At 37.2% G+C, this 22,163-nt stretch carries 22 protein-coding genes; 10 read left to right on the forward strand and 12 right to left on the reverse strand.

All coding sequences use genetic code 11. The features are described from left to right. Window positions 1-52 precede the first annotated feature (52 nt). Window positions 53-1,573 carry a catalase gene (locus C9E89_RS13905; RefSeq protein ID WP_107008937.1) on the reverse strand — a complete coding sequence of 507 codons (1,521 nt, stop codon included), beginning with the start codon at window positions 1,571-1,573 and terminating at the stop codon, window positions 53-55. A 229-nt stretch (window positions 1,574-1,802) separates the two neighbouring features. Between C9E89_RS13905 and dtd the strand changes: the two genes are divergently transcribed. Continuing rightward, a complete protein-coding gene (dtd, locus tag C9E89_RS13910; RefSeq protein WP_107008938.1) occupies window positions 1,803-2,243 on the forward strand; it encodes a D-aminoacyl-tRNA deacylase in 441 nt (146 codons plus the stop codon). Between the two features lie 6 nt (window positions 2,244-2,249). Here dtd and C9E89_RS13915 read toward each other — a convergent pair whose 3' ends face one another. The 4 genes from C9E89_RS13915 to serB form a co-directional block, all read right to left on the reverse strand. Further along, complete coding sequence (locus C9E89_RS13915; protein ID WP_107008939.1) at window positions 2,250-2,642, reverse strand: hypothetical protein; 393 nt, start codon at window positions 2,640-2,642, stop codon at window positions 2,250-2,252. A gap of 60 nt (window positions 2,643-2,702) precedes the next feature. Beyond that, window positions 2,703-3,182, reverse strand: a complete 480-nt coding sequence (locus C9E89_RS13920; protein ID WP_107008968.1) for an SCP2 sterol-binding domain-containing protein — start codon at window positions 3,180-3,182, stop codon at window positions 2,703-2,705. Between the two features lie 180 nt (window positions 3,183-3,362). Continuing rightward, window positions 3,363-3,677: a ciprofloxacin tolerance protein AciT gene (gene aciT / locus C9E89_RS13925; protein ID WP_107008940.1), complete on the reverse strand. Its 315-nt coding sequence runs from the start codon at window positions 3,675-3,677 to the stop codon at window positions 3,363-3,365. A gap of 413 nt (window positions 3,678-4,090) precedes the next feature. Then, window positions 4,091-5,311, reverse strand: a complete 1,221-nt coding sequence (gene serB, locus C9E89_RS13930) for a phosphoserine phosphatase SerB (RefSeq protein WP_107008941.1) — start codon at window positions 5,309-5,311, stop codon at window positions 4,091-4,093. A 77-nt stretch (window positions 5,312-5,388) separates the two neighbouring features. Between serB and C9E89_RS13935 the strand changes: the two genes are divergently transcribed. The 9 genes from C9E89_RS13935 (at window position 5,389) to C9E89_RS13975 (ending at window position 15,124) form a co-directional block, all read left to right on the forward strand. Continuing rightward, on the forward strand, window positions 5,389-6,654 hold the full coding sequence (locus C9E89_RS13935) for a hypothetical protein (RefSeq protein ID WP_107008942.1): 1,266 nt from the start codon (window positions 5,389-5,391) through the stop codon (window positions 6,652-6,654). A 292-nt stretch (window positions 6,655-6,946) separates the two neighbouring features. Next, window positions 6,947-8,059: a bifunctional 3,4-dihydroxy-2-butanone-4-phosphate synthase/GTP cyclohydrolase II gene (ribBA, locus tag C9E89_RS13940; RefSeq protein WP_107008943.1), complete on the forward strand. Its 1,113-nt coding sequence runs from the start codon at window positions 6,947-6,949 to the stop codon at window positions 8,057-8,059. Window positions 8,060-8,108: 49 nt separating this feature from the next. Next, the gene (ribH, locus tag C9E89_RS13945; protein WP_107008944.1) at window positions 8,109-8,579 is read left to right on the forward strand and encodes a 6,7-dimethyl-8-ribityllumazine synthase; all 471 of its coding nucleotides are present in this window, start codon (window positions 8,109-8,111) and stop codon (window positions 8,577-8,579) included. A gap of 3 nt (window positions 8,580-8,582) precedes the next feature. Next, window positions 8,583-9,032, forward strand: coding sequence for a transcription antitermination factor NusB (gene nusB / locus C9E89_RS13950; RefSeq protein ID WP_107008945.1), 450 nt, complete (start codon window positions 8,583-8,585; stop codon window positions 9,030-9,032). 11 nt (window positions 9,033-9,043) lie between these two features. Further along, complete coding sequence (thiL, locus tag C9E89_RS13955; RefSeq protein ID WP_107008946.1) at window positions 9,044-9,958, forward strand: thiamine-phosphate kinase; 915 nt, start codon at window positions 9,044-9,046, stop codon at window positions 9,956-9,958. 22 nt (window positions 9,959-9,980) lie between these two features. Beyond that, complete coding sequence (locus C9E89_RS13960) at window positions 9,981-10,451, forward strand: phosphatidylglycerophosphatase A family protein (RefSeq protein ID WP_107008947.1); 471 nt, start codon at window positions 9,981-9,983, stop codon at window positions 10,449-10,451. Window positions 10,452-10,475: 24 nt separating this feature from the next. Further along, the gene (gene glmU / locus C9E89_RS13965) at window positions 10,476-11,840 is read left to right on the forward strand and encodes a bifunctional UDP-N-acetylglucosamine diphosphorylase/glucosamine-1-phosphate N-acetyltransferase GlmU (protein ID WP_107008948.1); all 1,365 of its coding nucleotides are present in this window, start codon (window positions 10,476-10,478) and stop codon (window positions 11,838-11,840) included. A gap of 12 nt (window positions 11,841-11,852) precedes the next feature. Then, a complete protein-coding gene (glmS, locus tag C9E89_RS13970) occupies window positions 11,853-13,691 on the forward strand; it encodes a glutamine--fructose-6-phosphate transaminase (isomerizing) (RefSeq protein ID WP_107008949.1) in 1,839 nt (612 codons plus the stop codon). A gap of 62 nt (window positions 13,692-13,753) precedes the next feature. Then, on the forward strand, window positions 13,754-15,124 hold the full coding sequence (locus tag C9E89_RS13975) for a phosphohexomutase domain-containing protein (RefSeq protein WP_107008950.1): 1,371 nt from the start codon (window positions 13,754-13,756) through the stop codon (window positions 15,122-15,124). 68 nt (window positions 15,125-15,192) lie between these two features. On the opposite strand, the gene galE is transcribed toward C9E89_RS13975, so the two are convergent. The 7 genes from galE to C9E89_RS24030 all read right to left on the reverse strand — a co-directional run bounded on the left by galE (window position 15,193) and on the right by C9E89_RS24030 (window position 22,139). Beyond that, window positions 15,193-16,212 carry a UDP-glucose 4-epimerase GalE gene (gene galE, locus C9E89_RS13980; RefSeq protein WP_107008951.1) on the reverse strand — a complete coding sequence of 340 codons (1,020 nt, stop codon included), beginning with the start codon at window positions 16,210-16,212 and terminating at the stop codon, window positions 15,193-15,195. Between the two features lie 12 nt (window positions 16,213-16,224). Then, window positions 16,225-17,880 (reverse strand): glucose-6-phosphate isomerase, encoded by a 1,656-nt coding sequence (gene pgi / locus C9E89_RS13985; RefSeq protein ID WP_107008952.1) that lies wholly within the window; start codon window positions 17,878-17,880, stop codon window positions 16,225-16,227. Continuing rightward, window positions 17,877-19,124 (reverse strand): nucleotide sugar dehydrogenase, encoded by a 1,248-nt coding sequence (locus C9E89_RS13990; protein ID WP_107008953.1) that lies wholly within the window; start codon window positions 19,122-19,124, stop codon window positions 17,877-17,879. Before C9E89_RS13990 ends, pgi begins: the two co-directional genes overlap by 4 nt. 21 nt (window positions 19,125-19,145) lie before the next feature. After that, complete coding sequence (gene galU, locus C9E89_RS13995; RefSeq protein ID WP_107008954.1) at window positions 19,146-20,021, reverse strand: UTP--glucose-1-phosphate uridylyltransferase GalU; 876 nt, start codon at window positions 20,019-20,021, stop codon at window positions 19,146-19,148. Between the two features lie 26 nt (window positions 20,022-20,047). Next, window positions 20,048-20,674 (reverse strand): sugar transferase, encoded by a 627-nt coding sequence (locus tag C9E89_RS14000; RefSeq protein WP_107008955.1) that lies wholly within the window; start codon window positions 20,672-20,674, stop codon window positions 20,048-20,050. A 106-nt stretch (window positions 20,675-20,780) separates the two neighbouring features. Further along, the gene (locus C9E89_RS14005) at window positions 20,781-22,001 is read right to left on the reverse strand and encodes a glycosyltransferase family 4 protein (RefSeq protein ID WP_107008956.1); all 1,221 of its coding nucleotides are present in this window, start codon (window positions 21,999-22,001) and stop codon (window positions 20,781-20,783) included. A 3-nt stretch (window positions 22,002-22,004) separates the two neighbouring features. Continuing rightward, window positions 22,005-22,139: a hypothetical protein gene (locus tag C9E89_RS24030; protein WP_265935929.1), complete on the reverse strand. Its 135-nt coding sequence runs from the start codon at window positions 22,137-22,139 to the stop codon at window positions 22,005-22,007. Window positions 22,140-22,163: the final 24 nt, after the last annotated feature.

Consider the following 22,163-nt stretch of genomic DNA (forward strand, 5'->3'; position numbering starts at 1 on the left):
CGGAGGTGACATCCTTGATGCCCTAGTCACCAATACGCACAACTAGACCAAATTAATCTTTCAATTTCGCTGCTTTTGCTTGTACTTGTTTAAGATCACCATTTACCGCTTTCGTTAAACGTGTTCCATAATCAGCATCAGCTTTATAGAAATAAGACAGCATGATATGCTTAGTTTCAGCATCTTTAACCTGACCCAAGTCCGCAGCAAGGTTACGAATCAAGTCCGTTTTTTCTAAGGCTGAATATGAACGGTACAACTCACCTGCCTGTTTAAAAGGTTGCTCTTTCTGAATCGCTTGCTGAAGCACTTTGTCACCCAATGGTGTATTGATTGCTTTAGCATGCTCAGTTGCAGGTTTAGGTGATTTCAAGCTTGGTTCATAGTTCACATCTGAATCACGCTCAGATATGTTCATAAAACCTTCTTGGTTGTTGTTATTCACTTTAACCAATGGACGGTTCACTGGAATTTGCTGGTGATTTGCACCTAAACGATACATTTGAGTATCTGAATAAGAGAAAATACGACCTTGTAACAAACGATCTTCTGACGGTTCAATACCTGGTACCAAGTTGCCTGGCGCAAATGCAGATTGCTCAGTTTCATTGAAGAAATTCTTTGGCATACGGTTTAAAGTTAACGTACCCACTTTAGTTTCAGGAATTAAATTACTTGGCCAGATTTTGGTTGCATCGAGTGGATTGAAGTCAAAATTATCTAGATCTTTTGGATCAAGTACCTGAATATACAAGTCCCATTTCGGGAACTTACCTGCATTGATTGTATTGTAAAGATCGTTGGTTAAATGGTTGAAATCCTTCGCTTGCATCGCTTGGGTTTCTTCCATGTTCATGCCTTTTAAACCTTGCTGAGTACGGAAATTAAATTTCACATATTTATACTCACCTTTGGCATTGTACAATTTGAAAGCATGTACCCCGAAACCATCCAAGTTACGATAGCTTGCTGGTGTACCCAAGTTTGAATACACATAAGTCAGCATATTCACTGCCCAAGGCTGACTTTGTAAGAAGTCAAAAACGCGATTGGCATCTTGAACATTAGATACTGGGCTTGGCTTCATTGCGTGGATAAAATCAGGGAATTTAATCGCATCACGGATAAAGAAGACAGGTAAGTTGTTACCTACTAAGTCCCAGTTACCTTCCTGCGTATAAAATTTCAGACCAAAACCATGCGGGTCACGCAATGTTTCAGGTGAACCTTTAGGATGAATGACCGTTGAAAAACGCAAAAATACAGGTGTTTTTGTTCCTGCTTTAAACAATGACGCAATGGTTAAATCAGATAAATCTTTCGTTGCAACAAACTCACCGTATGCCCCTGTACCACGTGCATGTACAACACGCTCAGGAATACGCTCACGTCCGAAACGTTGTAATTTTTGAACTAACTGTACATCTTGTAAAAGAACTGAACCATACTCACCTGCTGTAATTGAGTTTTGGTTATCGCCCACTGGCGCACCGTTGTCTTTTGTTAGCGGTGCTGCTTGAACTACTGCTGTTGCTGCTGCGAGCATGGCAACAAGTAATGAACGCTTAAACATGTTAATCTCTCAAATATCTACCTTTCCTGCTATACTTAAATTACACATTTATCGTTAATTGATAAAACCGCTTATTATTATAAAAATAATCGGATAAATAGATTAATAAATCTACTTTCTATAATTCTCATATTTTTCAATACATTATATTTTTTCAGTCATTTCAATTATCTAAGCTCTAAATTTGATAAAATTCATATGGTTAAAAAATATCAGTCATGGTTCAAATATGCGCGCGTTATTACAACGAGTTTTAGAAGCAAAAGTAGTTGTTGATGGTCAAATCACAGGTGAAATCCAAACGGGTATCTTGGTTTTTTTAGGTCTAGGCAAAGATGATAATTTTGAAAAAGGCAAAAAGCTGATTGATAAAATTTTGAAATATCGTTTTTTTGATGATGAACAAGGCAAAATGGGCTGGAATGTTAGTCAAGCTGGTGGTGGTATTTTACTGGTTTCACAATTTACCCTCATGGCACAGACTCAAAAAGGTCTACGTCCTGATTTTGGTCCTGCGATGCCGCCAAGTGAGGCTGAAGCACTCTATAATCAACTGGTTGAGTATGCCAAAACACAATTTGAACATGTACAAACGGGTATTTTCGCTGCCGATATGAAAGTTCAGTTGGTCAATGATGGACCCGTGACCTTTAATTTAGAAGTTGAGTAACTCATATTATTTCGATTGCATAGAAAAATTACCTGAAGCCATCACCTCCAATGTTGGGTCAATTTCCAGTTGAAGTTGACCTACTGTGCCCTTTTCAATCACAAAGTCCATATGCGTTCGATGCGCCTGTCCTTGTTGATCTATCACATCAATCATGAGGTCGGTGTCTTGTGAACTTGGTAAATACTGATGCAGTGTCGAAAATGCAGGTAACTGTTTAAAGCACAACTGACCTTGTTTATAAGTCACTTTGACTTCAACAACTCGTGTTACGGTTTTATTCAAAATATAGAGATCAATAAAAGTTGTGGCAGGTGTTGGTTTTAACTGAGTACATCCGTTGAATAAGCTACTCACCAATAAACTTAAAATCAGTATTTTTATATTTTTTATTTTCATTCTTTTATATAGCAAGAAACTGATGCGTTTTATTCATCAGTCTCTATACTTCAAGCAAAATTAGCGACCTGTCTTTTCTTTAAGAAACTGACGTGCCAATGCAATTTTCTCTTTGACAGGTTTTGGCACTTTAGGTGGAATCAATTTAGCCACTTGGTTAAACCAAACCAATAAGCTGAAATCACCTTCCATTTTAATTGTGCCGTTTTGCATGCCTGTCATAAATGCACTTGGATCGCCTTTCATTAAAGTTTTTACACCTTGCTCACTATCAGCAAATTGTAAAATGAAATCAGCCTTTTCCTCAGCACCTGAAACCGTATCAATTTGACCATTATTTACAAGGATTTGACGTGCAACTCCTAAATCTGTCCCTATTTGAATACGGAATTGACGATCATGGGTCAACTCAATAAATTTTGGACTCGTACGTGCCAATTGCTTCATACGAAGTGCTAAACCTAATACGAGTAGATCGAGTGGATCTGTACTTGCATCTACGATTGGTAACTTCACAACTGGAATTGAAGAAAGTTTCATGACATTTAAGCCTGTTGTTTTAATATAAAAAAATCTATTCACCATCCTAGCATAACTTGTTATTTGCAATACAAGACTTCTAACAAAACTATACTCAGAAAAAGGTATATCATTCACTATACCTTTGAAATGTCTTTTTTCATTATTTTATTGAACTCTAAAGTCAGTCATTTAGTTTTGCTAATCCTCTTCATATACTGGGGTATGTTCAATATATTGACGATTTTGCAAAGTTTTTTGTGCCAAACGATCTGCTCTTAACAGCAAAACAATCAATGCACTCATGGCAATAATAATTGCGGTTAAATAACTATAGGGAACCGATAAATCAAAAAAATTCTGTACGTTAAACCGTATCGTCTCCAATATGCCCCAGAAGACCATTCCAGCAAACATAAATCCCAACCAATGACGATAAGGAGAAAAAAACACAGTAGCCAACGCTACGGCAATTAGACTAAATCCAATCAATGTTGCCCATGTCGCTGATACCATAGAAACCTCCATCAAAATGATACGTGAACCTCATAGAGGCGTTTACACAACCACTTTTATCAAGCCAATATTTTTTCTTTGCAATTTTACCAAAGCTTATATGCTGCATTATGGCGTATTTTTTTTAGAAGAAAATACCTGTTTTTAGGTAAGACGACACACTTTGTCGTCATAGTATTTTGTCATTACACTTTTCACCATGATTATTTTCAGCGACTCTAATCAAACTCAGCTTTTGCGTGTCATTACAAAAAAATCAAGTGACTTTTTGTACAAATGAGGTTTTTTTTCAACTGTACAATTTAAAACCAAATAAAGTGTGATGTAATTCACATATGTAAATATATTTTATCAATAAAAAAGAGCAACTTAGCGTTACTCTTCTTTTAAAAAATAGCAATTTTGTTGTGTGCTTAAGCTCGGTTTAAATCTTTATCATGTACACCAAGTAAATATAAAACACCATCTAAACCAACACTAGAAATCGCCTGATTTGCATTTTGACGAACTAAGGGTTTTGCACGGAAAGCAACGCCTAAACCTGCTATTGAAAGCATTGGCAAATCATTTGCACCATCCCCAACTGCAATTGCTTGCTCTAGAGAAATGCCCATTTTTTCAGCCAATTCAGTCAATAACAATGCTTTACGTGCACCATCAACAATATGACCTTTTACTTCACCTGTCACAATGCCATCTTGCACATCCAAAATATTGGCATGTACTTCATCAATACCAAGTTTTGCTTGTAAATATTCAGCAAAATACTGGAAGCCACCTGATAAAATTGCTGTTTTATAACCCAATGATTTTAAGGTTTTAATTAAACGTTCTGCGCCTTCTGTAACAGTCAGGCGTTCTGCAATTTTAGGCAGAACAGAAGCATCTAGACCTTTTAATAACGCAACACGCGCACGGAAGCTTTGTTGAAAGTCCAATTCACCTTGCATGGCACGCTCAGTAATTTCAGCGACTTGCGCGCCAACACCTGCTTCTATTGCCAGTTCATCAATGACTTCTTGTTCAATTAAAGTGGAGTCCATATCAAAACAAACCAAACGACGATTACGGCGATAAGCATTGTCTTCTTGTACAGCAACATCAATGCTTGACTCGGCTGAAAGTCGAAGACATGCCGCACGCATGGCAGCAGCGTCTAACATTTGCCCACTTAAGCCAAATTGTACACATGAACGTTTTGGCTCATGGTCTTGTGCTTCTCTTTCAGGACGTCCCGAAAGACGAGTAACAGTTTCAATATTAAAACCTTGACTCGACACAATATTTGTTACTGCTTGTAAATGAGCAGCCGTAAGCTCAGGTGCTAAAGCCGTTACAATATAACGTGTTCTGCCACCTTCACTTACCCATTGATCATATTCCGCACCTGTAATTGGTTTAAATCGAACAGTGAGTCCAATATCGTGTGCTAAAATAAGGATATCTTTCATGGCTAAAGCCGTGGCGGTTTGGTCATCTGACGAAACTACAATCCCTAAAGTCAACTGGTTATGAATGACTGCCTGCCCTACATCTAATATTTGCAAAGAATGTACGGACAACACTTGCATTAATCGAGTAAACTGATTGGGTTGGTCAGGTCCTAAAAATGATATAAGAATGATTTCTCGCATGAATTGACTCGGGTCTGAGCTACAACTATTGTTAGAATCATAATCGAAATCGAATATTTTTTCTTTGGAAGTTTAAGTTGAATGCGCCAAGACAAGGGCTATTTGCTAGCCTACTGATTATAAGTTTTGCTTTACACACTTTTTTGATGGTAATTGCAACAACTCATCAACTCAATGCAAACCGCGCAAACCAAGGTCAACTCATGACCAGCCAGTTGGTTGCAGATAGTCTTTCTGAGCTTGAACCTGCCAATACAGTATCTTTAGCCCTGTTGGCAAATCGTTATGCGACTAATCCTAGCGTCGCTTCGATTCGCATTTTAGATGCACAGAAACAAGTGCTCGCAACCAGTGGCTTAGCAAAAACACGTCAAGGCGAAGTTTTTGTACGTGATGCATTACAAAATGAGAAAAAAGTTGGCAGCATCGAAATTACTTTAATTAAACCAAGTATTGGTGAAATTTTACGTACCCAATGGTTGGCGATTTTAATTTCACTCATCATTCATAGTTTAATTTGGCTAGCATATCGCGCCATTGCACGTCCTACACGTAGTGAATTTTTGGCACGTTTAAACAAAGAAGCGCGTTTAAAACATGAAATTCAACAACTAATGGAAGCATTAGAAGCAGAAAAAGCCGATAAAATGTTGGCAATTGCGCAAGCAAAACAACAAGCAAAACCAAAACCAATGAAAGTTGAGAAACCTGTTGAGTTTGATAAAAATCAATCAGCGATAGCGCTTAACATTCAATATTATGACCCTAAACAATTGATGAATACAGTCAATCAATCTGTTTCTGTTCCTTATTTTAATTTATGTCAAATTTTCTTAAATAAGAGTATTGAATTATCAGCACAACATTTCAAACTCAACTCGAAAGATTTCACAGTACATCAAGAGTTTAGCCAACAAGGGGCAACAATTACTGTTCCTACAGAAAAACCCAATGCTTTACCTTGTATTTTAATGATTGGTTCTGTTTTTCAATTATTATCTGAAGTTCTGTATAAACGTTACCGTGAAGACAAACGCTTTGTTTTACAAACACGCTGTGCTGTAACAACTGAGGTTGAAGCAATGCAGCTTGATGCCTTACAAGCGGCAGAACGCTTATCCAATCATTTAATTGCTAAAGAAATGGCTTTATACCTCAGCAATGAGCTGCTTAAACAAATTGGTGAGAACTATCAATTAGTTGCTATGCCAAATCCAACAAGTTTACTCACGCGTCATGCATTTATGATCAACGGAATGAATGCTGAATCTGCAGAATTAGCTCAAACTATTCGTACTGAAATTTTAAAAGGTAAAAAGAAAGAAGTAATTTCAGCAGATTAAAATATCCCATCCATCCCAATATTTTAAAAGCACTTTTTTTAAAGTGCTTTTTTTATAAAAATCATATTTTTTGAATATGTATTATAAAATCAAGCTAAGCAAATGTGGAAATATTAAGCGAATTCTACCGAAAAATGACAGATCTAGCTTTTCATTTACCTTAGAGCTTGTGTATAACTATGTTTCTCAATGGAATGTGATAAGCATAGGCAAACTGCCACAAAACACGGTAGACTATGTCACAATGAATTAAATGAAAATGTCATACGACAGAACAAAAAGGTGAAGCTTGATGCCGATCAATACAGTTGAAGAGCTTGTAGCAGATATCCGTGCAGGGAAAATGGTTATCCTGATGGATGATGAAGATCGTGAAAATGAAGGCGATTTAGTCATTGCTGCAACCCACGTACGCCCTGAAGACATCAACTTTATGATTACTCATGCGCGTGGCTTAGTATGTTTAACCTTAAGTCGTGATCGTTGTAAACAACTCGATCTGCCGCTGATGGTTGACGCCAATGGCGCACAGCATGGTACGAACTTCACCTTATCTATCGAAGCTGCTGAAGGGATTACCACAGGTATTTCAGCGGCTGAACGTGCGCATACCATTCAAACAGCGGTTGCTGCACACGCTAAACCGACTGATATTGTACAACCTGGGCATATTTTCCCACTTATGGCACAGCCAGGTGGCGTACTGCACCGTGCTGGACATACTGAAGCTGGTTGTGATTTATCACGTTTGGCTGGCTTAGAACCTGCTTCTGTGATTTGTGAAATCATTAATGAAGATGGCACGATGGCACGCCGCCCAGACCTTGAAGTTTTTGCTGAAAAGCATGGCTTAAAAATGGGTACCATTGCAGACCTGATTCATTATCGTATGACCAATGAACAGACTGTTGAACGTCTAGATCAACAAAGTATTAACACTGAATATGGTACGTTTGAACTTTATCGTTATCGTGAAATTGGTAATCCAGATATTCACTTAGCTTTAGTCAAAGGTGAACCGAAAGAAGGTGTTACCACTGTTCGTGTACATGGTTTTAATCCAACTCGCGATCTACTCAAGTTAAACAAACAAGAGGGTGAAGCAGCTTGGAACTTAGATAAAGCACTTAAAACGATTGCCAATAGTGATCGTGGTGTTTTAGTCTGGATTGGTCAACGTCATTTATCTGACTTGGGTCCTGCTTTAGAAGCTTTAGCTAAACCAAAACCAACTAAATCAAACGCAGCATTGTCACAACAATACCAAACCATTGGTGTAGGTGCACAAATTTTACGTGATTTAGGTGTTGAAAAAATGAAGCTGCTTAGCTCTCCATTACGTTTCAATGCATTGTCTGGTTTTCACTTGGAAGTGGTTGAATACATCACTGCTGATCAAGTTTAAGTTATTATTTTCAAACAAATAAATTATCTGTTAAATCATCGAGGTTGCTATGGCGATTCGCCGAATTGAAGGTTTATTACATCTCGCGAGCGAAGACCGTTACGCGATTTTAGTTGGTCGTTTTAACAGCTTTGTTGTTGAACATTTACTTGAAGGTGCAATTGATACGTTGCATCGTCATGGTGTTAGCGACGATAATATCACTGTCGTTCATGCACCGGGCGCATGGGAACTTCCTGTTGTTGCTAAAAAACTCGCAAATTCAGGTAAGTTTGATGCAGTCATTGCACTTGGCGCAGTTATTCGTGGTAGTACACCACATTTTGACTTCGTTGCAGGTGAATGTGCCAAAGGTTTAGGTGTGGTTGGTTTAGATACTGGCTTACCTGTAATTAATGGTGTATTGACTACGGACAGTATTGAACAGGCGATTGAACGCTCTGGTACAAAAGCAGGTAATAAAGGTGGTGAAGCTGCCCTTACTGCTATTGAAATGGTTAACCTGTTAAAGGCAATTTAAAGCATGTCGCAAACACTCCAAGCTACTTATGCAGCAAAACGCAAAGCACGTCGTTTTGCTGTACAAGGGATTTATGAATGGCAAATGAGCCACAACCCTGTGCATGAAATTGAAGCACGTACGCGTGCAGATAACGCTATGCATAAAGTGGATCTCGGCTATTACCATGAGTTGCTCACAGAAGTGATCGCAAACCATGAAGCATTGGATGCTTTACTTATTCCAGTACTTGACCGTGAAATTGAAGCTTTGGATGGTGTCGAGCTTGCGACGTTACGTTTAGGCGCATACGAGCTTAAAGATCATCTTGAGATCCCATATCGCGTCGTACTAGATGAAGCCATTGAATTGGCAAAACACTTTGGTGGTGCAGACAGCCATAAATACATCAATGGTGTATTAGATCGTCTTGCAACAACCTTACGTGCAGCAGAAAAACAACAAGCGAAATAAGTTGTTTGATTATGGCTGAGTTCTCAATTATCCAAACCTATTTCAACCGTCAACAAGATGATGTTGACTTAGGTGTGGGTGATGACTCAGCTCTGCTCACTCCCCCACCTGATCACCAACTGGTGATTTGTGCAGACACTTTAGTTGCGGGTCGACATTTTCCTTTAGATACTTCTCCTCATGCGATTGGTTGGAAATGTGTTGCGGTCAACCTTTCTGATATTGCTGCAATGGGTGCAAAGCCCCATAGTATTTTACTTGCATTGAGCCTACCCCAAATTGATCATGACTGGTTAAAAGATTTTAGTCAGGGTTTATATGATTGTTGCGATCAATTTGGTGTACGTTTAATCGGTGGTGATACCACACAGAGCCCACATTTGACACTCTCTGTCACAGCTCTGGGTTGGATTGAAAAAGGTAAAGCCATTGCACGCTCTGGCGCACAACCTGATGATCTGATCGTGGTCAGTGGTACTGTCGGTGATGCAGCTTTTGCACTCGAGCATTTAGGGCATCCCTTACAACAACGCTTGGACTATCCAACACCGCGTTGTGAACTGGGTCAAATGCTAAAAGACTTAGCATCCAGCATGATTGATATCTCTGATGGATTAGCACAAGATTTAGGACATATTTTAAAAGCATCACAAGTAGGCGCTGTCATAAGTCTCAATAACTTACCAATAAACACAACAATTCACACTTTAAAACCTGAAAAACAATGGCAATATGCGCTTTCAGGTGGCGATGATTATGAGTTATGCTTTACAATAAGCACGCAAAACTATCAAAAACTTTTGCAATTACAACCCAATGTACAAACTACAATCATCGGGAAAATTAAGGCACAACACGGACTAACTTTTGAAAAAGATGGCTTAGATCATCCTCTTCACTTTCACGGATATCAACATTTTGCATAACCCCCCTATTATCTTTAAAGAGATGACTTGGTCTGAACGCTTTATTGTGTTCTGCGGTGTTGGTTTTGGCTCAGGTTTAGCACCTAAAGCACCGGGTACTTTCGGTTCAGCCTTTGCTTTATTATTCATTCCCATTTGGCTAATGCTTGGCTTTTATGCTTCATTGGCTGCAATCATCGTTATGTCACTCGTTGGAATTTATATTTGTGGTCAAACCGCAAAGATTATTCATGTACATGATGATGGACGCATTGTTTGGGATGAATTTGCAGGTCAATCCATCACTTTTCTACCTCTGATTTATTTAGGAGCTATGGATTGGTTATGGGCATTGATCGGCTTTGCTTTATTCCGTTTGTTTGATGTTTGGAAACCTTGGCCTATTCGTGTCATTGACCGTCGAGTTGATGGCGGCTTCGGTATCATGTTTGACGATATCATTGCTGGAATTTGGGCTGCGTTGTGTATTGTGATTTATTTTTATTTTATGTGATTTAAATTTATTATCAGGTGTTATATGTCAACGACTGTAATCATTCTTGCTGCTGGTAAAGGAACACGTATGCGTTCTAGCCTGCCTAAAGTGTTACAACCTTTAGCAGGACGTCCTTTACTGGGTCATGTGATTGAAACAGCGAAACAATTACAAGCAAAAAATATAATTACAATTTTTGGACATGGCGGTAACTTAGTCCAAAATGCGTTTGCTGACGAAAATGTACAATGGGTTGAACAAACTGAACAACTCGGTACAGGACATGCGGTAAAAGTAACTTTACCCGTACTTCCTACAGAAGGTATGTCTTTAATTTTGTCAGGTGATGTACCTTGCGTACAACAAAGTACTTTGCAACGTCTTATTGATGCTTCTGCTATATCTGGCATTGGTTTAGTGACACTGACTTTAGCAGACTCTACAGGTTATGGTCGTATTGTTCGCCAAGATGGAAAAATCCAAGCCATTGTTGAACATAAAGATGCTTCTGACGAACAACGCCAAATCAAAGAAATTAACACAGGAATTTACTGTGTAAGCAATGCTAAATTGCATGAATGGTTACCAAAACTTAGCAATGAAAATGCTCAAGGTGAATACTATCTCACTGATATTGTTGCTATGGCTTTGGCAGATGGCATGGAAATCGCCTCAATTCAACCAGAACTCGCTTTTGAAGTTGAAGGTGTAAATGACCGTCTACAACTTGCTGCATTAGAACGTGAATTCCAAAATCACCAAGCAAAATTATTGATGCAACAAGGCGTGCATATTATTGATCCACAGCGTTTTGACCTTCGTGGAAAACTCAAAACAGGCAATGATGTTCGTATTGATATCAATGTCATTATCGAAGGTGACTGTGAATTTGGTGACAATGTAGAAATTGGTGCGGGCTGTATCATTAAAAATACTAAAATTGCTGCTGGCACGAAAGTTCAACCGTATAGCATTTTCGACAATGCCATTGTTGGAGAACACGTTCAAATTGGACCATTTGCACGTTTACGCCCAGGTGCAAAATTGGCAAATGAAGTGCATATTGGTAACTTTGTTGAAGTAAAAAATACGTCTATTGGTTTTGCATCTAAAGCAAATCATTTTGCTTATCTTGGTGATGCTGAAATTGGTGCTGAATCGAATATTGGTGCAGGTACAATTACTTGTAACTATGATGGTGCCAATAAACATAAAACCATTATTGGTAATCATGCCTTTGTGGGTACAAATAACTCATTGGTTGCACCTGTAACGATTGGCAATGGTGCAACGACAGGTGCAGGTTCAGTCATTACACATGATGTAGCAGACAACAGCCTTGCCTTTGAGCGTGCAAAACAAATTTCTAAAGAAAATTATCAACGTCCCCAAAAGACTACGAAATAAGAGGATATAACTATGTGCGGAATTGTTGGCGGCGTTGCAGAACGTAGTATTACAAATATTTTAATCGAAGGTCTAAAACGCCTCGAATATCGTGGTTATGACTCTGCGGGTGTCGCACTCGTTGATCACGGTCAAATTTTACGTGAACGTCGTGTTGGTAAAGTTGCTAATCTTGAACAAGCAGTTAATGAGTCTAATATTTTAGGTTCCCTTGGTATTGCTCATACACGTTGGGCAACACATGGCAAACCAACTGAAAATAATGCGCATCCGCATATTTCTGGTGATGTAGCAGTCGTTCACAATGGTATTATTGAAAATTATCAAGAACTTAAAAACGACTTAGAAGCTTTAGGTTATGTATTTACCTCACAAACAGATACTGAAGTTGTTGCTCATTTAGTCCATGAAGCACTCAAAACAATTCCAGATTTATTAAAAGCTGTAGAGAGCATCGTACCTCAACTGAAAGGTGCTTATGCCTTAGGTATTGTACATACTGCACATCCTGATGAATTGATCACAGTTCGTGAAGGTTCACCACTTGTGATTGGTGTCGGTATTGGTGAGAACTTTATTAGCTCTGATCAATTGGCATTACTTCCGATTACCAATCGCTTTATGTACCTTGAAGAAGGTGATATTGCACGTTTAACACGCAATAGCATTGAAGTATTTGTAAATGGACAGTTGGTTGACCGCCCAGTTAAAGAACTAGATGCAACTGTCAGCAATGCATCAAAAGGTGAATACAAACACTACATGCTCAAAGAAATTTATGAGCAACCTGAAGCGATTCAGCAAACCATTTCTCAAGCACTTAATGGTAATGCACTGCGTGATGACTTCCTAAAAAATGCAGAAGTTGATTTCAACAATATTCAACAAATTCAAATCATTGCTTGTGGTACGAGTTACCATGCAGGCATGATTGCTAAATATTGGTTTGAGCAAATTATTGATTTACCTTGCCAAGTTGAAATTGCAAGCGAATTCCGCTATCGCTCACCTGTCATTGTAGGCAATACACTATATGTATGTATTTCTCAATCAGGCGAAACAGCAGATACTTTAGCTGCATTACGTGATACTCAAAAACGTGCAGCAGCAAAAAATCTATCAATTTCAACCATGACGATTTGTAACGTTGCAACATCATCGATGGTACGTGAAACTAATCACCATTTACTTACACTTGCTGGTCCTGAAATCGGGGTTGCTTCAACAAAAGCATTTACCACTCAGCTTGCTGCGTTAATGTTGTTGATCTTAAAAATTGGGCAAGTAAAACAGAGCATTTCTGCTGAAAACATAGCAGAAATTACAGCAGCTTTATGGCATACACCAAAAGTTATTTTAGATACTTTACAAGGTGATAAAGCAATTTTACGCTTGTCAGAACTCTTTAAAGAAAAACAACATTGTTTATTCTTAGGTCGTGGTACTCAGTTCCCAATTGCACTTGAAGGTGCTTTAAAGCTCAAAGAGATTTCATATATTCATGCTGAAGGTTATGCTGCGGGCGAACTTAAACATGGTCCACTTGCTTTAGTGGATAATGATATGCCTGTGGTTATTCTCGCTCCAAATGATGATATGTTAGATAAGTTAAAATCTAATATGGAAGAAGTTCAAGCGCGTGGTGGTGAACTCTTTGTCTTTGCAGATGAAAACAGTGGTATTGTAGAAAAAGAGCGCCAACATGTTGTTCATATTCCAACAACAAATCATTGGTTAGCCCCTATTGTTTATAGTATTCCAGTGCAGCTTTTATCTTATCATGTTGCAGTATTACGTGGTACTGATGTAGATCAACCTCGTAACTTGGCAAAATCTGTCACTGTAGAATAATATAGAAAATACTTAGAAAGGGCTGGATTAACCAGCCCTTTTCTTTCTAAACGAGAGAAGATATGAGCCAACTCACTTGCTTTAAAGCTTATGATATCCGTGGAAAACTCGGCACAGAACTCAATAATGATATTGCATATAAAATCGGTCGTGCTTATGGGCAAATTTATCAACCAAAAACTGTAGTCGTCGGTTGTGATGTTCGCTTAACCAGTGAAGAACTCAAACAAGCCACCATCCGTGGTTTAAATGATGCAGGTGTTGATGTCCTTGACTTAGGTATGACAGGTACGGAAGAGGTTTATTTTGGTGCTTTTCATTTAGATGTTCAGGGTGGGATTGAAATCACAGCAAGTCATAATCCAATGGATTATAATGGCATGAAATTGGTGCGTGAAAATGCACGACCAATCAGTGCAGATACTGGTTTAAAAGACATTCAAGCCTTAGCTGAAACAGAACAGTTTAAAGATGTTGCTCAAAAAGGTAAAACTCAACAATACAATATTTTACCTGAGTTCATTGAGCATTTAATCACCTATATTGATCCAAGTAAAATTCGCCCATTAAAATTAGTCATGAATGCAGGCAACGGTGCAGCAGGTCATGTGGTTGATGCCATTGAAGCACAATTCAAACAACTCAATATTCCTGTTGAATTCATTAAAATTCACAATGATGCAGATGGTCACTTTCCTAACGGGATTCCCAACCCAATTTTAGTGGAAAACCGCGATAGTACCCGTAATGCTGTAATTGAACATCAAGCAGATATGGGGATCGCATGGGATGGTGATTTTGATCGTTGCTTCCTTTTTGATGAAAAAGGTCAATTTATCGAAGGCTATTACATTGTAGGTTTACTTGCTCAAGCATTTTTACTGAAACAGTCAGGCGAAAAAATTGTGCACGATCCTCGTTTAGTTTGGAATACGTTTGATATTGTTGAAAAATATCAAGGAACAGCTATTCAATCTAAATCAGGGCATGCTTTTATTAAAGATGTTATGCGTGAACATAATGCGGTTTATGGTGGAGAAATGAGTGCACACCATTATTTCCGCGATTTTTCATATTGTGATAGCGGTATGATTCCTTGGTTATTGGCAATTTCAGTAGTTTCAGAAACCAATCAATCTTTATCCACACTGGTTGAAGATATGATTGAAAAATTCCCTTGTAGTGGTGAAATCAACTTTAAAGTCGCTGATACTCAACAGACGATTCAAAAAATATTTGACTATTTTACGGATCAAAATCCAAAAATTGATCAAACTGACGGTGTGAGTTTAGATTTTGGCGCTTGGCGTTTAAATGTTCGCGCTTCAAATACAGAGCCTTTATTACGACTAAACATTGAAAGTCGTAAAGATAAAAATCCAAAACCAATGCAAGCTTATGTAGATGAATTAACAGCTTTAATTCAGGGCTAATCTGATTTTCATCAAAAATTTTACTAAAAAATGGGAGCGATCAGCTCCCATTTTTAAATACTTAAAAATTATTTTTTATATCCCTCAGGATTTTGCTTTTGCCAATTCCAACTATCTACAAGCATATCTTCTAAACTATATTTTGCAATCCAACCAAGTTCCGTTTGAGCTCGTGTACTATCTGCATAAAAACTCGCCAAATCACCAAAACGTCTTTCAACAAATTCAAAAGGAATTTTTCTGTCATTCACTTTTTCAAAAGTATTTTTCATTTGTAATACAGAAATAGGCTGCCCAGTACCAATATTCCAAGCTCTACAACCTTTTGACTTTAACCGATGATCAAGTGCTAATAAATGTGCCTTAGCTAAATCTACGACATGAATATAATCACGCTCACACGTTCCATCTTGGGTTGCATAATCTTGACCAAAAATTGAAAGCTTTTCGCGACGACCTACAGCAACTTGGGTAATAAATGGCATCAAATTATTAGGAATCCCTTGCGGATCTTCACCAATACGACCACTTTTATGTGCACCAATAGGATTAAAATAACGCAATAATGCAATTGACCAACGCTCATCTGCTAAAGATAATTTTTCTAGCATTTGTTCAACGATAAGCTTTGTATAGCCATAGTTATTTGTAGGCATACCCAGTGGCATATTTTCTTGATAAGGCGAAGGATTACTTTCACCATAGACGGTGGCAGATGAACTGAAGACTAAATGAAAGACTTCAGCACGTTCCATAGCTTGCACCAAGCTAATTGAACCCGCAATATTATTATCAAAATAAGTCAATGGAATTTGCTGACTCTCGCCAACAGCTTTTAAACCTGCAAAATGGATCACCGCATCAATTTGATGTGCTGCAAACACTTGATCTAAAGCAGATGCATCCCGAATATCCCCCTCAACAAAAGTTAAACTTTTTGCTGTGAGTTCTTGTACTCGTAACAAAGCTTCTTCAGAGCTATTAGATAAATTATCCAGTACAATAACAGAGTGTCCTGCATTTAAAATTTCTAAACAAGTATGTGAACCGATATAGCCTGCGCCGCCTGTCACTAAAATGTTTGCCATAATAAAACTCTGTTATTTTTGAAGAAGGATTTTGATTAAACCTTGTGTCGAAGCATCTAAGGCTGATAAGTCATGTTGTTGTTGATTTAAAATAGGCAATAGTTGATTAGCTATTTCCTTACCTTTTTCAACGCCCCACTGATCAAAAGGATTAATATTCCATATTACAGATTGCACAAAAACTTTATGTTCATATAAAGCAATTAACATTCCCAAACTATAAGGACTTAATTCTTTCATTAACAATGTAGTACTTGGCTGATTGCCTTCGTATTGCTTATATTTAGGTAAATCAGGCAATTCATTTTGATCAAGTGCTTGATTTCCAAATGCCAATAAGCGTGATTGTGCTAAACAATTTGAAAGTGCTAAATGATGCTGCTCAATTAAGGCTTCTGCATTTTCAGCATAAGTAAATTGATTCGCATTATAACGATTGATAGGTGCAATAAAATCACAACTAACCGAATGCGTACCTTGATGCAGTAATTGATAAAATGCATGTTGTGCATTTGGACCCACTTCTCCCCAAAGAATCGGGCAAGTGTCATACTCTACTTTTTCATTATTACGCTGAATGGATTTACCATTCGATTCCATTTCTAATTGTTGTAAATAAGCTGCAAAATATTTTAAACGCCCATCATAAGGAAGTACTGCATGTGTTTGAATATTTAAAAAATTATTATTCCAAACACCTAACATTCCCATCAGTACAGGTAAATTTTGTGCAAACTCTGCCTGTTGAAAATGCTCATCAATCGTATAAGCACCTGCAAGTAATTGTTTAAAACCATCTATACCTATTGTCAATGCAATCGGCAAACCAATACATGACCACAGCGAATAACGACCACCGACCCAATCCCACAGCAATAATTGATTTTCAGGTGCAATTCCCCACTCAGTCATTTTCTCAGGTTTGGTCGAAATACCAATAAAATGATTTTTTAAAACTCCTTCACTCTGCCCTAAGGACTTTTCTAACCATTGGCGTACCGTTTGTGCATTCGATAATGTATCGATCGTACCAAAAGACTTGGAAGAAATAATAAAGAGCGTCGTTTCTGGGCGTAACTGATGTAACAACTCTGAAAGCTGACTGCCATCCATGGTTGAAACAAAATGTACATTTAAAGGTTTTGCAGTATGAACTTTATAATCAGATAAAGCATGTGTGACCATCAAAGGACCTAAATCCGAGCCACCCACACCAATGTTGACCACATTTTGAATGACTTCGCCTGTCACACCACGATATTGTCCTGCATGAATCTTTTCAACAATACGATACATACGCTCTAACTGTTCATGTACAGCTTGTACAATTTTTTTATTTTTTTTATTTTCAATGGGTTGACGTAGAACCCAATGCATTGCTGCACGTTGTTCAGTATAGTTAATCTGTTCTTCTGAAAATAAGCGTTGAATCCATTGTGCTAAATGTTTTGATTCAGCAAATTGCATTAAGTTTTTAAAAATAGTTTGATCAATACGATGCTTACTAAAATCAAAAGTAAGATCCTGATATTGCACAGAATAGCTTTCAAAACGGTGGATTTCTTTTGCAAATAATTCATTTAAATGGACATTTTTTTGAACTTCAGCCAATAGGCTCAACTGTTGCCGAATATCTACTTGCACAGGAAATTTCTCGATATTGCTCATGAACGACCCACTCCTTGATATGCAAAGCCTTGGGATTTCACATACTTAGGATCATAAATATTACGACCGTCCAAAATCAAAGGATGTTTCATTTTTTGCTTCAATTGTGCGTAATCAGGACTCCAATATTGTGCCCAAGCGGTCATTAAACACAGTGCATCAGCATTTTCAACAGCCTGATATTGATCCTCACACAAAATTAAATCAGCACGAACTCCATACATTTTTTTAATTTCTTTTAACGCTTGCGGATCATGTAATTGCACCGTAATTCCTTGTGCCCATAAAGCTTGCAACATAACATGAATAGGTGCATTTTGAATGCTTGAGGTATTCTCTTTAAAGGAAGCACCCCAAATTGCAACTGTTTTACCTTTTAAATGGCTATGATAATAATTCCATAACTTTCTAAATAAAACTTCTTTTTGTTGCTCATTAATCGCCCATACTTGTTCCAGTAAATGACTATGGGCCCCCATATCAGCCACAGTATTGGATAAAGTTAAAATATCATGTGAAAAATTTTCACCACCAAAACCTGCACCAGGAGATAAGTAGGTTGCCCCAATACGTGTATCGGCTGCTAAACCTTGACGAACATTACTAATATCTATTCCTAATTTTTCAGACACTGAAGCTAAGTCATTCATATAACTAATACGTGTCGCTAACATGCCAGAAATGCTGAGTTTGGTAAATTCTGCATCCAAAATCGGCATAAACAAAAATTGTTGTTTAAACTGAAAGATAGGACGTAATAATTCAGACATCAAGTTTTGAGTTTCTTCTTGCTCTACACCAACGATGACTTGTTTAAGCTGCGTAAAACTCTGAATTGCATTTCCCTCTTGAATTACATCAGGTAAATATGCCCAATAATCATGAGACAAAATACTTTTTAATTGTTGAGTGCCATGCAAACCAAAGGTTGAACCATTGATCATCAACTTTGGATGAATAATTGCCGAAAGGCTAATCTTTTTTGCAATATTTAGAGCAATATCAACCTCTGTTGGTGTAAATGAAAATAAATAAATATCTTGATCTAAATGCAACTGATCGGCGTCAATAATACTTATAAAACCGAGTTTTATTTGGCTTTCGATTAATTGATTGACTTTTTCATCTTGATATTTTAGTGTTTTGAGTGAGTTTAAACACCACGAAACTTGATGACCAAACTCAGCCATCAAACCTGCCAGTACGCCCGCCTGTAAGGTCGTACCAAAAACACTAATTTTCATTTATCACCTAGTTTTGAGTCTTTACAGCTCTAATTTTTGAATTAGTTTTTTAAACTCTACACCCAGTTTTGGATGCTCAATCCCATAGTATAGCACTGCTTTTAAATAACCAAGCTTACTACCACAATCAAAGGTTTGTCCTTTCATACGGTACGCTTCAACCGTTGCGGTATTTTGTAATGCAGCAATCGCATCGGTAAGCTGTATCTCATTGCCCGCACCTTTTGGCGTATTTTCTAAAAGTTGCATAATTTCAGCAGGTAAAACATAACGTCCGACAACTGATAAATTTGAAGGCGCAGTACCCACAGCAGGCTTTTCTACAATCCCTTGCATAACAATGCTTTCACCTTCATTCGGTGATTGAGCAACATCTACAATACCATATTGATCAACTAAATGATCAGGCACAGCTTCAACCATAATCTGTGAAGCATTTGAGATTTCAAAACGTTGGATCATTAATGATAAATCATTTTGGGTATCATTATCTTTTACTAAAACATCGGGTAATAAAACTGCAAAAGGCTCATTTCCAATGATATCTTTAGCACAAAGTACAGCATGACCTAAACCCAAAGGCTGAGGTTGACGTACACTAACAACACTGACATTTTTAGGTAAAATATCTGTAATCTCTTTGAGCAAGTCAAATTTCTTTTTATTTTCTAAGGTGGTTTCTAACTCAAAGTTGTGATCAAAATAATTTTCAATAGAAGCTTTAGAGGAATGAGTCACTAAAATAATTTGCTCAATACCTGCCGCAACGGCTTCTTTAACGACATATTCAATAGCTGGGCGATCTACCACTGTCACCATTTCTTTCGGAATAGACTTACTTGCAGGTAAGAAACGTGTACCTAAGCCTGCGACAGGAAGAATTGCTTTTTTAATCATAACTTACTTTACTAGCACTTTAAAATTTATTGGTGAGAATGCGGTTTTGTTGTTGATACACTATTACTGCTAGAAAATCTTTCCGCACCAACTTCTTGATCTGGTGCATTAATTCCTTCCTTTTTCACCATGACTTCAACCGTTTTAAACATAATTTTAAAATCAAATAAAGTTGACTGTTTTTCTACATATTCCACATCTAAATCAAATTTTTCTTCCCAAGATAAATTATTTCGACCACTCACTTGTGCCAAACCTGTCATTCCAGGCTTAACCTCATGCCGACGCATTTGATGCGGAGTATAATGATCTAAAAATTCTTTCATTTGAGGGCGTGGTCCTACAATACTCATATCGCCTTTGAGTACATTAATGAGCTGTGGCATTTCATCTAAACTGGTAGAACGTAACTTTTGCCCAAATGGGGTAATACGTTGATCATCGGGTAATGGGTTACCGTCTTTATCAACAGCATCTTTCATAGAACGAAATTTAATCATTTTAAATAATTTTCCATCTTTCCCTGGGCGCTCTTGATAGAAAAAAATTGGAGAACCTAAATTTTTACGGACTTTGTTTGCAACAATTAGAAAAATTGGTGAAAGAAGCAATAATGCTATAGATGCAATCAACACATCAATCAACCTTTTCATAAAAACCCAACCTATTCGTATTTAATCAAAAATTAAAACAATCAGATAAACTTATAAAGCACATATTTTGAAAAATATGCATAACTATTGTATTCCTTTAAACTCATCACTTCGCTAGAAAGCTTAAAATTTCATTTGCTAGTTGACTATAATCAAATTTTTCTATTGCAAATTTTTTACCGTTTTCACCTAAAATTTTTCTTTGATCTTCAGTCATGTGATATAGCTCCAAGATTCCTGCGAAAATTGCATCTGGATTCTCTGCATGAACAGTAACACCTGATTTAGAAATTTTCACTGGATCGCCATAACCAGAAAAGGCATGAATAATCGGCTTACCAGAATATAAATATTCTGGTAATTTATTTGGAGCAATACCAAATTGATATAGTGGATTATTGTGCCATCCTATATAGCATGTATCAAATAAAGCCAATATAGATTGTATTTGTTTTTTAGGTATTCCATCAATAAAAGTTATGTTATCTAATCCTAATTCTACTACTTTAGCAACTAACTCTTCTTTTTCTTTACCATTACCTACTAAAATAAAATGTATATCTTTATATTCTTTCGCCAAATTTGCCGCATTAATTAAATCATCTAATGCATTAGCAACACCTATTGTTCCTGTATAACCAATTATAAATTTATTTTTAGGAATTTTTACAACTACGTCTTCATCTAATGGATCTTTTGATATAACTTCAGATAAAGAAAACCCATTAGGGATCCAACGAAATTTTGAAGTTTCCATTCCTCGGTTTTGCATATGCTCCACTGCATTTGCTAAGTTTGAAACTACAAAATCAGAATTTTTATAAGCAGTATCTTCAATATATTGCATAAATTTTATAAAAGGATGTTTTCTTGAATATCCGCCCAACTCAAGTAGAGTCAAGGGCCAAATATCTCTAACTTCAAATACAAATGGACAATTATAAGAATTTGCTAATGATTTAGCCCCCATATAACCAAAAGGTGAAGGTGAAGAGTATAAAATTAAATCAGGTTTATATAACGATAAATTTTTTAGTTTTTTTATCTTCCATGCAAAATTAAACCAATTAAATACCCTTTGTTTACTATGAGCCTCTGAATAATGAGGAAGCTTGATCCAAACAAAATTAAAGTTATCATTGATTTTTTCAATTTCGACATCTTTGCTCATAATGGGAGGATGACGCAATAAGTGTGTATAAGCAGCTGCTATTACATATACTTTATAACCCTTTTTAGCTAACTCCTCAGCTAAATAATAATGCCTCCCCCCCATCCCTGTTTCAGGAGTAGAGGCATATTGGTTAATTAACCAAATTGTTTTCATAATTTATATTTCACTTAAAATATCTACTATATTCTTTGAAGCTTGACCACCACCATATAAGTTAGAAGGATCTTCGATCAACCTACCTAACATGGCTTGTGTTAACTCAATAATTTTCTGTGTATCAGCACCTGCCAATACATTCGCACTATTTTCAATAAG

The organism is Acinetobacter sichuanensis (genome assembly GCF_003024515.2).
GTDB classification, from domain to species: domain Bacteria; phylum Pseudomonadota; class Gammaproteobacteria; order Pseudomonadales; family Moraxellaceae; genus Acinetobacter; species Acinetobacter sichuanensis.